This window comes from Nosocomiicoccus ampullae (genome assembly GCF_019357495.1).
GTDB classification, from domain to species: domain Bacteria; phylum Bacillota; class Bacilli; order Staphylococcales; family Salinicoccaceae; genus Nosocomiicoccus; species Nosocomiicoccus ampullae.
Genome location: NZ_CP079110.1, coordinates 1,051,631 through 1,064,611 on the forward strand (window position 1 = coordinate 1,051,631; position 12,981 = coordinate 1,064,611).

At 31.9% G+C, this 12,981-nt stretch carries 12 protein-coding genes and 10 tRNA genes; 11 read left to right on the forward strand and 11 right to left on the reverse strand.

Going from position 1 to position 12,981, the window contains the following annotated elements; genetic code table 11:
* Nucleotides 1–23: 23 nt before the first annotated feature.
* Complete coding sequence (locus KPF49_RS05380; RefSeq protein WP_219490070.1) at nucleotides 24–305, reverse strand: type II toxin-antitoxin system PemK/MazF family toxin; 282 nt, start codon at nucleotides 303–305, stop codon at nucleotides 24–26.
* 544 nt (nucleotides 306–849) lie between these two features.
* On the opposite strand from KPF49_RS05380, the gene KPF49_RS05385 reads away from it, so the two are divergent.
* Nucleotides 850–1,119 (forward strand): hypothetical protein, encoded by a 270-nt coding sequence (locus KPF49_RS05385; protein ID WP_183672620.1) that lies wholly within the window; start codon nucleotides 850–852, stop codon nucleotides 1,117–1,119.
* A gap of 556 nt (nucleotides 1,120–1,675) precedes the next feature.
* On the opposite strand, the gene KPF49_RS05390 is transcribed toward KPF49_RS05385, so the two are convergent.
* The 7 genes from KPF49_RS05390 to KPF49_RS05420 form a co-directional block, all read right to left on the reverse strand.
* Entirely contained in the window at nucleotides 1,676–2,173 is a 498-nt protein-coding gene (locus KPF49_RS05390) for a hypothetical protein (protein WP_183672619.1), read from the reverse strand.
* Between the two features lie 136 nt (nucleotides 2,174–2,309).
* Complete coding sequence (locus tag KPF49_RS08125) at nucleotides 2,310–2,951, reverse strand: transglycosylase family protein (protein WP_276516288.1); 642 nt, start codon at nucleotides 2,949–2,951, stop codon at nucleotides 2,310–2,312.
* Nucleotides 2,952–3,321: 370 nt separating this feature from the next.
* On the reverse strand, nucleotides 3,322–4,062 hold the full coding sequence (gene queE, locus KPF49_RS05400) for a 7-carboxy-7-deazaguanine synthase QueE (RefSeq protein ID WP_183672617.1): 741 nt from the start codon (nucleotides 4,060–4,062) through the stop codon (nucleotides 3,322–3,324).
* Nucleotides 4,062–4,436 (reverse strand): 6-carboxytetrahydropterin synthase QueD, encoded by a 375-nt coding sequence (gene queD / locus KPF49_RS05405; RefSeq protein ID WP_183672616.1) that lies wholly within the window; start codon nucleotides 4,434–4,436, stop codon nucleotides 4,062–4,064. The genes queE and queD overlap by 1 nt, the downstream gene beginning before the upstream one ends.
* Before the next feature lie 129 nt (nucleotides 4,437–4,565).
* Nucleotides 4,566–4,655, reverse strand: a tRNA-Ser gene (locus KPF49_RS05410).
* A 10-nt stretch (nucleotides 4,656–4,665) separates the two neighbouring features.
* A tRNA-Asn gene (locus KPF49_RS05415) sits at nucleotides 4,666–4,740 on the reverse strand.
* A gap of 291 nt (nucleotides 4,741–5,031) precedes the next feature.
* The gene (locus KPF49_RS05420; protein WP_183672615.1) at nucleotides 5,032–5,625 is read right to left on the reverse strand and encodes a thermonuclease family protein; all 594 of its coding nucleotides are present in this window, start codon (nucleotides 5,623–5,625) and stop codon (nucleotides 5,032–5,034) included.
* A gap of 146 nt (nucleotides 5,626–5,771) precedes the next feature.
* On the opposite strand from KPF49_RS05420, the gene KPF49_RS05425 reads away from it, so the two are divergent.
* From KPF49_RS05425 to KPF49_RS05460, 8 genes are all read left to right on the forward strand, one after another.
* Nucleotides 5,772–5,844 (forward strand) — tRNA-Met (locus KPF49_RS05425).
* 10 nt (nucleotides 5,845–5,854) lie between these two features.
* A tRNA-Asp gene (locus tag KPF49_RS05430) sits at nucleotides 5,855–5,930 on the forward strand.
* Nucleotides 5,931–5,954: 24 nt separating this feature from the next.
* Nucleotides 5,955–6,030: transfer RNA gene (locus KPF49_RS05435), tRNA-Phe, on the forward strand.
* Between the two features lie 5 nt (nucleotides 6,031–6,035).
* Nucleotides 6,036–6,108: transfer RNA gene (locus KPF49_RS05440), tRNA-His, on the forward strand.
* 9 nt (nucleotides 6,109–6,117) lie between these two features.
* Nucleotides 6,118–6,191 (forward strand) — tRNA-Gly (locus tag KPF49_RS05445).
* A 7-nt stretch (nucleotides 6,192–6,198) separates the two neighbouring features.
* Nucleotides 6,199–6,270 (forward strand) — tRNA-Asn (locus KPF49_RS05450).
* A gap of 4 nt (nucleotides 6,271–6,274) precedes the next feature.
* Nucleotides 6,275–6,346: transfer RNA gene (locus KPF49_RS05455), tRNA-Glu, on the forward strand.
* A 53-nt stretch (nucleotides 6,347–6,399) separates the two neighbouring features.
* Nucleotides 6,400–6,487, forward strand: a tRNA-Ser gene (locus tag KPF49_RS05460).
* A 501-nt stretch (nucleotides 6,488–6,988) separates the two neighbouring features.
* On the opposite strand, the gene KPF49_RS05465 is transcribed toward KPF49_RS05460, so the two are convergent.
* The 3 genes from KPF49_RS05465 to KPF49_RS05475 form a co-directional block, all read right to left on the reverse strand.
* On the reverse strand, nucleotides 6,989–8,677 hold the full coding sequence (locus tag KPF49_RS05465; protein WP_183672614.1) for a ribonucleoside-diphosphate reductase subunit alpha: 1,689 nt from the start codon (nucleotides 8,675–8,677) through the stop codon (nucleotides 6,989–6,991).
* Between the two features lie 19 nt (nucleotides 8,678–8,696).
* The gene (locus tag KPF49_RS05470; protein ID WP_183672613.1) at nucleotides 8,697–10,043 is read right to left on the reverse strand and encodes a ribonucleotide-diphosphate reductase subunit beta; all 1,347 of its coding nucleotides are present in this window, start codon (nucleotides 10,041–10,043) and stop codon (nucleotides 8,697–8,699) included.
* A 245-nt stretch (nucleotides 10,044–10,288) separates the two neighbouring features.
* Nucleotides 10,289–10,873, reverse strand: a complete 585-nt coding sequence (locus tag KPF49_RS05475; RefSeq protein WP_183672612.1) for a competence protein ComK — start codon at nucleotides 10,871–10,873, stop codon at nucleotides 10,289–10,291.
* Between the two features lie 205 nt (nucleotides 10,874–11,078).
* Here KPF49_RS05475 and KPF49_RS05480 point away from each other — a divergent pair, with 205 nt between their 5' ends.
* The gene (locus KPF49_RS05480) at nucleotides 11,079–11,657 is read left to right on the forward strand and encodes a TetR/AcrR family transcriptional regulator (protein ID WP_183672611.1); all 579 of its coding nucleotides are present in this window, start codon (nucleotides 11,079–11,081) and stop codon (nucleotides 11,655–11,657) included.
* 10 nt (nucleotides 11,658–11,667) lie between these two features.
* Entirely contained in the window at nucleotides 11,668–12,978 is a 1,311-nt protein-coding gene (locus KPF49_RS05485) for a purine-cytosine permease family protein (protein WP_183672610.1), read from the forward strand.
* Nucleotides 12,979–12,981: the final 3 nt, after the last annotated feature.

Sequence of the window (12,981 nt, forward strand, 5' to 3'; positions counted from 1 at the left end):
CATTTAGGATCGTAGGGTTTTCCTCATAATTCTTTAGTATTTATGATATTATTAATTAATTTTATTACTTCATTTAGCGTTTCTTTTTTGTAATCAAACATATGAATTTGTAGTGGATTAATATAACCTATTACTTTACTATGCTTAACTTCTTCGTATATACTATATTCAATCATTTTATTATTAAGCTTACTCATGATTGATACAATAACAAGTAATCCTGTAAGTTTTGAACATTTACTATTACTCACTACTAATGCAGGTCGTCTTTTTAACCCCTCGTCCAACACTTGGTTCAAAATCAAGTGTAATTATATCTCCTTTTTTTGGCTGAAACTTTAGCACACGTTAGTGCTTGGACTTGTAATAGAAAGTAGAGAGATACTAGTATGCAAAGTAAATAAATTTCGATCGAAACACGAAAAATAAGAGTGAGTAAAATTGAACGTATTAAAGAAACTACCGAAGAAATTAATTTCATCGGTAGTTTCTTAATGACTGTAAATAAATTTTTTAAAATATAATATTAAAACTATTAATTGTAGAAAATAAACTATGACAGAAGCATAGAAATGCAATGTATTATCTTCAAATATATATTCATCCATTAATTCTCCAGTGGTAAAATTTAATAATATACATATTATAGTTAATGTTAATGTGCCTATAAGAATAATCCTAGACTTACCATTCTTTTTAATTTTATACAAATAAGTTATAACTCCAATTAGATTAAGTATTATGAAAAAGTATATAAGTAAGAATACATTATAAGTTAACATTTATATTCCTCTTTTCATTTTAAATGATATAATTTATTATAATAAATCAATTTAATTAATCAATTGAATGGGGAATGCTTATGAAAAAATACTATTAATTTTCTCAATACTTGTTTCATCTTATATCTTTTTAGAAGTACAAAAAGCTAAGGCAAGTGTAGATGAACTAGGATATCAAGTAGAATACAAAACAGCAGAAAACATTGACTTTGATAAAAATGATGTTTTTGTTGTTTTGATTGAAGAAAATAGACTTGATATTAATAAGTCTATTTATGCTGTTTACGAAAGAAAAGAAATAGAAAAACTTAAAAACGATTCTTACATTATCTCCTAATAAAACTTACGATAATTTTAATTTCCTTGTCCTTATAATATTGAATTGTATTATTGAATAAATGTCTCTCTAAAAATTTCTTACCTACTTCATCATTATCCATTGAATATACAATTTTGGTGTAGTGTCATATCATTTCTCATGATCTGCGAGCTCTCTACACATCTAGGCTTTATTATTTACTCCTCGCTGTGTATTTGCAAGATTTATCTCATCATTAGTTTTTCAATTCTAGGTGGAATTATAATTATGATATTAGGATTTTTGCTTACTTATAACGTCTAAATTTTTATTAAAAAAAGACAAGATTCTATATTTTAATTAGAATCTTGCCTAACAAATAGTTATTTATAATGATATTTACATGAAGCTATCATAATTGAACGTTTTAGATGTTCATTATTATGAGGATCTTTTGTAAATAAAAGTTTCCATAATCGAGTTATAATCGCTTTCTGACATTAAAACAGCGTTATGTTTATTTGTTGTGATTGTTATTGCCTCACTTTTATCATTATAATCCGTCTTGATGCGCTGCCTAAAGTATCAGTTGTTTTTATTGAAACATCACTGCTCGTTTTGTCAGTATGAATTTTGTTCCTGTGACGTCATGTGCAATTTCTCCGCCTTCAATATATAATTTGACGGATTGTGCTTTATGTACGACGTTATTAAAATCACGATAACGAATCAATATTCTACCATTAAACGCAGTTGACTCTTCAATATATACGTTAAGTAATAAAACATCGTGCTCAATAACTCCACGTGAGTCTACTGCTGGTTTTCCATATTCATAATCTGTCGTAAAGTCATAGCCTTCAATTGTAAAATCTTCAAATTGAAAAGGGTTTGCATTTATATTAACTACTCTAAATTGTAATACTCTCTTATTATTTTTATCAGAAGAACTCACATTATCGATTTCTAAATACGGTTGTGTTAATAACACTTGATCTTTCCCGCGATTTCTTATTGCTAAAACTGCGATTGTGATTGCAATTATCGCTAAAATAATTGAAAGTATACTAATTACATCTAAATTTATGCCCATTTATTTCACCACTCTTATGATTATAATATCAAAAAGAATACGAATAATGGTGTGTAAAGAACTTAAATTTAAAAATTAATGATTTAAGGCAATAAAAAAAGCATGTTTCAATTAAGAAACATGCTCAATTTCTATATTATAGGTTTGCACCACATACAGGCCAAGGTGATGATCCTCTTTGCTCGTATAACATTTGTGCACGCTTAGTTTGTTCAGCAGCTGATGCTTGTGAAGCTACTCCGCTTCCACCAACTGATTGCCAAGTTTGTGCATCAAATTGATATAAACCGTGGTAAGTACCACTTGGGTCTACTGCGCTAGCGTTTCCGCCTGATTCACATGCTGCAAGACCTGACCAGTTTAAACCGTTGTTTGAAGCTGGTGCAGATGCTTTAGGTTGTGCTGGAGCTGATGGTTGGTAATTTTCTTGAACTGGTGCGCTGTATTCAACGTTATCGTAGTTAGCTGTTTCGTTAACTTGAACATCATTATTTTGAACGTTGTTTACTGCTTCAGTTGCTTCACCTACTGGTGCATAGCTCCATTTCCATTCAAATCCGTTAGATTCAAAATTAAATGTGTACCCTTCTAAATCAAATGTAATATCGTAATTACCTTCTTGAATTGGTGCTTCATTTAAAGATTCTGGATTATTTATAGCAAGTTCAGCTAATTTAGCTTCGTCAACTTCAATTTCAGAAGCGTTTGCGTTAACTCCTGAAAATGCTGTTAAACCGATACCTAATGCTAAACCTGTAGTCATCATTGTTTTTTTCACTGTGAAATTCCTCCTAAGTTTTTTTAGATTCATTTCCTTCACGCATACTAATGTATCACGAATTAATATTTCTGTGGTTACAACAATATTAAGAAACAAGGCAAATTTTTACACTAAAATTACATGCGTGTTCTTTTACTAAAAACAGAAGATAAAATAAAAGCGCTACACCCTTAATAGCACACGGTTTAGATAATTTACAGACAGCTGTAACACTTTGTAACAATTGGATAAATTTTTTATAAAGTTTTTTTAAATTATTTATAAAAACCTTGTTTTTATCGCTTGAACTACGAATTATTTCATTTTGTTAAGGTAAAAAACAGTAAATGATGACACAGTATCTCTAATTATAATAGTAGATATTTAATCACACACCTCTTTCATTATCATAAATGAGTGCATGAAGTTGAGGTAATGGTTTAAAATCATTCGCTGCTGGATCATTTAATACTAAATCCCATAAATTCTTTAAATCATTTAAAAGTCTTTGACTTATATTTCCATCTTCATATGGATCTGGATTACCGACACTTACATAAAAGTCTCTATTATATTTTTTATATCTATTATGTACGTATTTCGCATATTCAAAATCTTCTTCATTAAATATAACTACTTTAAGTGAAAAATTTACGTTTCCTTTATTTAATTTATCAATAATATCATCTAAAATATTAAAGTTTATTTCCATATTAGAAGACGGTGGCTTTGGTGAAATTGTTAAATCGTCAATTTTTAGAAACCAATCTTGATAAATAGATCCTTGAGTTTCTAAGCCGACTTTCACACCGTCATTATGTAGCATATCAATAAGATCGTTCATTGGTTTATTAATTAATGCAGGGTTTCCACCTGTAATTGTTACATGATTATAATTTCTTACATTATCTATGTATCCAATTTCTTCTATTTCATCATATACTTCTTTCGCTGAAAGTACTCTTGCTTTTTCTTCTCCATTCCATGTAAATGCACTATCACACCAAGAACAAGAATAATCGCATCCACCAGTACGTACAAACATTGTCTTTCGACCAATGACCATACCTTCTCCTTGTATAGTTGGTCCAAAGATTTCCATAATTGGCATTTTCTTTTGTTCTCTCATTAGCGTAACTCCCTATATCTTGCCCATGTTTTCGGCGTTTCTGAAACTGCGACTTCTACAACGTTATCCATATTCAGCTCATTTTTAATTTTATCGTAGAAAAATTTAGCGATATTTTCGGATGTTGTTTTAAAATCAAACACATCATTAAGATGTCTATGATCGAGATTATCATCTATAAATACTTTAATCGGTTTTAATAACCCAAAATCAGTGACAAAACCATCATTATTCAGCTCATCAGAACCTAAAGTCACTTTAACAATATAATTATGACCATGTAATCTTTTACATTGATGACCCTCAGGCAAGTAATCGAGTTGATGGCTCGCACTAAAATGAAACTCTTTCGTTATCTCATAGTTATAAAACACAACTATATCCCCTTTCTAAAAAATCTAGTTCAACTAAATACATTGTAGCATTTAAAAAAAGGCAAAAAAATAAGACAGTTATGAAGATAACTGTCTTTCTAAGAGAACGAATTAATATTCGTGTTTGAGCGGGCACGGAGAGATTCGAACCCTCGCGCCGGAATGAACCGACCTACACCCTTAGCAGGGGCGCCTCTTCAGCCACTTGAGTACGTGCCCTTAATAAAAATGGCTCCGCAGGTAAGATTCGAACTTACGACCGATCGGTTAACAGCCGATAGCTCTACCACTGAGCTACTGCGGAATATTTAAATAACCAACATGTATTATTATAACAACATTTTAAGAAATAGCAATGCTAATTTAAAAAAAGTTTACGTAAAATTTAAAAAAGCAATGTAAAAGACTACATTGCTTAAAAATTTATTAGTTTAGCGAACAACTTCGAAATGAAAATGTAATCGGGGGGCGATTTGTTCATTTCATAATTTTATATTAGCACCCTTTTAAAAATAAAACAACTCTAATTGAGAAATTTATTCGTTTTTCTCAATTAGAGCGTTCATAATTTAGACATATTTAGAATTTTATCAACTTAATTATTATTCCACATACCCGCCTTTTTATTTTTTGCTTCATTTTCAGCTTGTTTCATCTTGTTTTCATAAGTAGTATTCGGCTCATACACATACTTTACTTCTGCTAAACCTTCTTTAACGAGTTGTTCGTTTACCATAGTGTCATCTGCAAAAACATAAACTAAATATCTATCATACTTATCGGTTGGTGATTGATCGAACATGACATATACATGCTCAGCGTTATCTAATAATTCCTCTACTCTATGTAATGCTTCACGTGCAAATGGCTCATCTTTCTCACCATTTTTTCTGCCGATTTCTGGTGTATCAATCAGTAAATATCTAAATGAGTAACTCTCATCATTAAAGTAAAAGCGCGTCGTATCTCCATCTATATGATAGTCAACTGTTACTTCATACTTTACAAGACTTTCGACATCGTTGATGTCTACTCCGTTTTCAACTATTTTAGGCTCTTCATATGTAAAGTATATAATTAGTAAAATTACAAAAGTAATTAATAATCCAGGTAACCCCATTTTTCTAAACTTTTTAAATGGATCTTTTCCTGGTTTATAAAAGTCGTTCATATTAAAATTTTTCTTCATATAAATCATCCTTAGTAAATTCTCAATCACAATTATACAAGATAACAGATGATTATACATTTTATTTTAAAAATTTGATAAAAACCTCTTGAAATTATTTATTCTTTTGTGTAATATATTATTCAGACGTTAAAAATTTACATTAACGCGGGATGGAGCAGTTGGTAGCTCGTCGGGCTCATAACCCGGAGGTCAGTGGTTCAAATCCACTTCCCGCAATTTTTTAATGGGTCCCGTGGTGTAGCGGTTAACATGCCTGCCTGTCACGCAGGAGATCGCGGGTTCGATTCCCGTCGGGACCGCCATTAAATATATAATAGTATAAACTAGGTTCTGTAGCTCAGTTGGTAGAGCATCTGACTGAAGATCAGAGTGTCGGCGGTTCGATTCCGTCCAGAACCACCATTATGGCGATTGTGGCGAAGTGGTTAACGCACCGGATTGTGGCTCCGGCATTCGTGGGTTCGATTCCCATCAGTCGCCCTTCTCTTTGCGGGTGTAGTTTAGTGGTAAAACCTCAGACTTCCAATCTGATGTCGGGAGTTCGATTCTCCTCACCCGCTCCATTATTATTCCGCAGTAGCTCAGTGGTAGAGCTATCGGCTGTTAACCGATCGGTCGTAAGTTCGAATCTTACCTGCGGAGCTTTGGCCCCTTGGTCAAGCGGTTAAGACACCGCCCTTTCACGGCGGTAACACGGGTTCGAGTCCCGTAGGGGTCATTAAAAAGGTTGTTCATAAGAACAACCTTATTTTTATATTTAATATTAATTTTGGGTAGGTGGCCGAGTGGCTGAAGGCGCACGCCTGGAACGCGTGTAAACGGCAACCCCGTTTCAAGGGTTCAAATCCCTTTCTACCCGTTTTTTAAAAGTATCAGTAACTAAATGGCTTTCTTATAGGTTTTATAATGCAATTAATATTTCTAAATTTATTTTTTGCCACCAAACTGCCACCATAAATATTTCTTTTTTCTTTTAGTATAAATGCTTTATATGTGCAATAAATTTAAAAAGAGTCACCGTATTACCTAGTAATTTTTACTTAATAACTAATTATTACAAAGTATACGATGGCTCTTTTTATTTTCTTACTCAATTTTAAATATATAACCTGCTTTTTATCCTCTTATTTACAAATAATTACGATCCGCATCCAAAATATGTTAAATATATCTAGTTATTTAACAAAAACCTCGCTGCTAATCATGATTATGTTAAATAAAATCATATACTTAACAAAAAACTACCAGACGCCTATAATTCTGTTAAATAAACCGAGATATCTAACAAAGCCCAAATATTTTTGTTAATTAAATACAAAAAACGCACCTCTTAACTAAAGTTAGGAGGTGCTTTATTATATTACGCTTCACAGTTAATACAAATTTTACTTAAGTTAAATTGTTGTGCAGCGTTTGTACCGTGTTGATAGTACAGTGATTTAATACCGTTCGCCCAAGCGAATAAGTGCAGTTCGTTTAATTCTTCCGCTGTAATATGACTTGGGTTTACCATGATATTTAATGATTGTCCTTGGTCGATGAATTGTTGTCTTGTTGATGCTTGTTCAATTACGTTATATTGGTTTAATTCACCAAATGTTTTAAATACTTCTTTTTCTTTTGCTGATAAAAAGTCTAAGTGCTGAACGGATCCGTCGTTATCACGAATGGATTTCATAATCTCTTCAGTATGCTTACCTTTTTCTTTTAATATCTCTTCAAGGTATGGGTTAATCATCGTCTTTTTAACTTTCGCTGTATCTACAACGAAGTAGTTTGACATGAATGGCTCAATTGATTTAGATACTTGTCCTAAGATGAATGAGCTTGACGTTGTTGGTGCAACTGCAAGTAATGTTGCATTACGTCTACCGTAGCCTTTAAGCATTTCTGGCTCGCCGAATTTTTCAGCAAGCTCTTCACTTGCTTTGTACGCACGTTTTCTCATGAATGAGAAAATCTGTGAGTTAATTTTATTCGCTTCAATACTTTCAAATGGAATCATATTCGCTTGTAAATATGAATGCCAACCGAGTACACCAAGACCTAATGCACGGTTTTCGACTGCGAATTTATACGCGCGTTTCATATGTTTAAATGCTGCACGTAGTTCTTCATCTTCAGAATCTCTCATAGATTCTAAGTCAGAGATAAATTCACTCATGACTGCGTCTAAGAAGTAAATCATTGTTTCTACTGCGTCAGTTTCTTTCCACTCATCATAACGTTCAATATTCATTGATGATAAGTTACATACAAATGACCAATCTTCTTTATTTGGAAGCATAATTTCTGAACAGAGGTTAGAGTTGTTAATTGTTAAGCCTTTGTCTTTGTATACGTCTACTGTGTCATTATTTGCGTTGTCATGGAAGAAGATGTACGGATAACCCATTTGAACACGTCTAGATAATAATTTTGCCCAAGTGTCACGTTTTTCTTCGTCACCTTTAATCATTTCTTCTAACCACTGATCTGTTACAGATACACCGTGTGTGAGCGTTTGAATTGGGTTACCTTCTGTACCAATATCTAAAAACTCATCGATATCACCGTGCTCAATTGGTAAATAAGGACTAAAGCGTCCGCGACGAACAGACCCCTGACTAATTGTATCTGTCACTTGTTCGAATAATTTCATAAAGTGAACTGAACCACTTGTATGTCCGTTATCTGTAATTTCCGAACCTCTTGGGCGAATGGCACCGAAGTATCCACTTGTTCCACCGCCGTATTTACTCATTAACGCAACTTCACTTGCTGTGTCCATAATTGATGGTACGTTGTCTTCAATGTATGATCCAAAGCAACTAATTGATAGTGCACGTTTTTTACCGAAGTTAGACCATACCGGACTAGATAATGAGTAAAAACCTCGGCTCATATAGTCGTAAAATTTGTCTGAGAATCCATCTATATTTAAAATCTCTTCTGCTTTGTCTGCGATATTTCTAATTCTTTGTTCTGGTGTTTCACCTTCAGATAAATACCCGCGTTCTAAAAATACGCGAGAATCTTCATTCAGCCAATAAAATGGTTGTTTAGCCAATTAAAATCCCCCTAATACATTACTTCATGTTATTGATGTCGAGCATTCTAAGTCGAATTGTTTGGTTAACTTCTTGTTTAGATTTACTTTCTAAATCAGAATTTGGAGAGAAAATCGTATCTCCACTTACTGATTGACTAAATTTCGTGTAGTTTACACTACGTTTATGAAGGAAGTCAGTGAGTTTTGTACCGATAACTTCATCATCAAACCATGTTGTCTCAGAAACAAGTTTTTCATCAACATCAAATAATTTTTCGTAACCGACTGATACGAGTGAGTTGTTTAAACGTTGTTTAACAAACTCTTTTACAACATCACTTGACATAAACTCAAGTTCACCTTCACCTAAAATCCAGTCGATTACTTTTTCTTCAGATTCATAAGCTTCTTTACATGCTCTATAAATCGCTTCTTCCATTTCCTCATCAAACCACTGAGGTTGTTCTTCACGAATTGTATTCACAATATCGATACCAAACATACCGTGAATTTGTTCCTCTTTAGAAGTTGCTTCGATAACGTTTGATAGTCCTTTAAACATATTTCTATGTTTGTTAAATGACATCATAATTAAGAACTGACTGAATAACGATACGTGTTCAGTAAATAATGAGAATAAGATCATCGATAATACATATTCTCTGTCATCTTCACTTCTTGCGTACTGAACCATACGTGTTAAGTAATCGACACGTTGTTTTAACGCAGGAATATCTTTAATTTTACTAAATTCATCATTCAGCCCTAAAATTTCTAATAAGTGACTATATGCATCCGCGTGACGCACTTCAGATTCACTAAAACTCGCACCTACCGCACCAATTTCATATTTTGGCATACGGTGATAAAGGTCACCCCAGAACGTTTTAACCGCAACTTCAACTTGAGAAATTGCAAGCATCGAACGTGTCACTGCAGTTTTCTCGTGTGGTAAGGCACCTTGCATGTAGTCCTGAATATCTGATGTATAGTTAAATTCAGTGTGAATCCAGTAAGAGTGTCGAATCGCATCCACATAAGAATATAAATCAGGATATTCAAACGGCTTCATTTCCGCCCTTCTTTCAAAAATGTCGCGCTTTCTCTTTTGCTTTTGACGATCTCTATAAATAATATATGCTCTTGCTGTATCTTTATAATCACTCTTCAGTAAAACATCTTCTACAACGTCTTGAATATACTCAACAGTAATAATATCTTCACTTTTCTCTAAAATTTCAACAACTTGATTTGTTAAATCATCAATCATCTCAGCCATACCCGGTTCGCCAGTTGCCTTATTGGCCTTAGACATCGCAATTGAAATCTTATCTTTATCGAAATTCACAATTTCGCCACTACGTTTTCTAATTTGTGTAATCAAAATTCCGACCTCATTTCTTTAAGTTTCGCTTATTAATTCTAACACTAATCGTCATTAAATCATACCTTATTTTAAAATTAAATTATATAAAAATACAACATATTGTGTTTATTTCTTTGTAAACCTTTTATTTAGCACAATATATAGAGCGTCACGTTAAGAGTTAATAATTACTTATCATCAAAATAAAAAACCCTTACGTCATTGAATCACTCAATATCCGTAAGGATTTTAAGTCAGAATATCTAATATACACTAAAATCAAATTGCTGCATATGTTTAAAATATTCGTGTCGTTTATATTCATCTAACATTAAGCTTTCTTTCAGAGAATACATCGATCTTTCTTTAAGTTCAGATTCTCTATAAAAAGCTTCACGCTTTAAACTCATTTTATAAAACAACTTCATAGCGTTCGAGTATTGTCGATCAAACTGATAATAACTCACTTCCACTAAAAATTCTTCTCCGTTATAAAAATAAACTTTTGTCGAACTACCCTCTTTCTCATAATCTTTGATATGTCGAATATTAAACCAAAGATTATATGCATTACGATCTGAAAACAGAGGGAAATAAATATAACTACCGAAAAAATCAATCATAATTGGTGGTTTAGAAATAATATTTGTCATATCTTTAGTCATTGCTTTTCTATGTATATAGTTAGAAGAAAACCTTAGACAATTCTCCTCCATTAACTTGTTAACAGACTTATTAATTTCATATTCCTCACCAGTAATTTCTTTCGCAACAGACATTTTTGTATTAAAGTAACTATCGGAAATAATGTACATTGTGTTTTTGTTAATTGTATAATAGCTCTTCATATTTTACATCCTCCATTATTTGTTAAATTATTATACAACATTTATTTATTTTTGTTAAATTTAATTTAACTTTATTGTTAATTTACTTATCATAGTCATTTTATTGATATTTAATTTTAAATATATCACTTAAATTTTCAGAAAATATTTACAAGTTTGAATATTCGTGATAATATACCTATCAAATGTTAGGTAGGTGATTTTTTTGAGTAAAAAACATGAAATCATTAATGTGACCATTGAAAATATCTCAAAATTTGGCATTGATGGTACTACTATGAAAAATATAGCTTTAGATAGTGAGATCAAATCAGCGAGTATTTATTACTTTTTTAAAAACAAGGAAGAATTAATTTTAGAATGTGTAGATGTCATATTAAATCGGCATTTAGATTCTTTAATTTCAGCAAATTTATTTAAAGAAAATATCAGCACCCTTGATTCTCTATATTTATTACTAGAAAACATAGTGGAATTTCATGAAAATAACCCAGTTGATACTATGGCTTATTTACAATTATTAAACTCCCATAATTCAGAAATTCAGGAGAAGATAAATAAATATCAACTTAAATATTTGAATTGGCTGGAAAATTCATTTGAACAAAAAATGTCAATCGAAGGGAATAATAAAGAAAAGAATAAATTACTTCTTGAATACGTAGTCCTTTTATCGAATGCATTGTTTTGGGAAAATATTGTTTATTCATCAGAAGATATGATAAAACGTTTGGATTTTGCTAAAAATTTACTTTTATATTCATTTGAAAAATTAAAAAAATGAGGTGTTTACTATGGAAGTTAGTGAAATAGAAAAAACTAACCTACTTGAAGATTATGAAATCGAACCTGTTCCCCAAGAAAAGCGACAAAGTTGGGTTAAGCTTTCATTAGTTTGGACTGCAGGTATTATTGCATTATCTGCGACTGCATTAGGAGGAGCACTTGGCAGTGGAATGAGTCTAGAACAAGCAATAATTTCAGCTGGAATTGGTGCATTCATACTGTCTCTATTAAATGCATTTTCTGGGTTTGTAGGTGATAGAACAGGATTATCTACTGCTATGGTGTCAACATTTGCGCTAGGTAGATATGGATCATTTCTTGTTTCTTTAGTCATTGCTATTTCTCTTTTTGGTTGGTTTGGAGTACAGCTTGATTTATTTGGTTCTAGTCTTTATGCAGTAATAAATTCCGTTTTTGGTATTGAGATTAACAAGGTTTGGTTGGTAATACTTGGTGGCATCTTAATGACAGTAACATCAATGATTGGTTATAAGGCACTTGAAAAACTAAGTCTTTTTGCCGTTCCATTACTTGCTTTCTTACTTATTGGTTCAGCATTCATCGTACTAAAAAATTATAACTTAACTGAATTAATTAATGCACCAATTACTGGAGAAACAATTTCATTTGGATCAGGTATTTCCATCATTATAGGATCACTAGCTATTGGAATAATAATAGCACCTGACTTTTCTAGATACTCAAAATCATCATCTGATACATTAATCGCTTCATTACTTAGTTATTTTTTAGGATATTTAATCGTTCTTGTTCTCGCTGTATTTTTAGCAAAAGCGACATCACAAACCGATGTAGTACAAATTATGATAAGTATCGGATGGGGAACAGGGGGTATGCTCGTATTAATCTTAGCTCAATGGACAACAAATAATACTAACCTTTACTCATCATCACTAGCTTTCTCTGTTGTATTTAAAAATATTCCTAAATATATAATTACTATTTTTGCAGGTATAGTCGGTACTTTATTCGCTATAACAGGTATATACGAAAACTTTATTACATTCTTAAATGTACTTAGTATTATGATACCTCCAGTCGGTGGTATATATGTAGCTGATTTTTTTATGAGACATTCAAAATATCACTATAGTTATATACCTCATATTATTAAATTTAATTATTATAGCATTATTATCTGGTTAGTTGCCGTTTTAGTGGCGTTATCCACATCACCTGCTCCAGTAGGTTTTGATATATTCAAATTAACAACAATTCCAGCTTTAGATGCTTATTTAATCGGATTAATACTTCAACTTATTGTAAGTAAATTTAACATAGATGTGAAAGGAAGATAAAAA

Excerpts from the sequence above, each read along its gene's own strand:
- KPF49_RS05385 (WP_183672620.1), top strand. The coding sequence starts at position 850 with ATGGGGAATGCTTATGAAAAAATACTATTAATTTTCTCAATACTTGTT.
- KPF49_RS05390 (WP_183672619.1), bottom strand. The coding sequence starts at position 2,173 with ATGGGCATAAATTTAGATGTAATTAGTATACTTTCAATTATTTTAGCG.
- queE (WP_183672617.1), bottom strand. The coding sequence starts at position 4,062 with ATGAGAGAACAAAAGAAAATGCCAATTATGGAAATCTTTGGACCAACT.
- KPF49_RS05420 (WP_183672615.1), bottom strand. The coding sequence starts at position 5,625 with ATGAAGAAAAATTTTAATATGAACGACTTTTATAAACCAGGAAAAGAT.
- KPF49_RS05475 (WP_183672612.1), bottom strand. The coding sequence starts at position 10,873 with ATGAAGAGCTATTATACAATTAACAAAAACACAATGTACATTATTTCC.
- KPF49_RS05485 (WP_183672610.1), top strand. The coding sequence starts at position 11,668 with ATGGAAGTTAGTGAAATAGAAAAAACTAACCTACTTGAAGATTATGAA.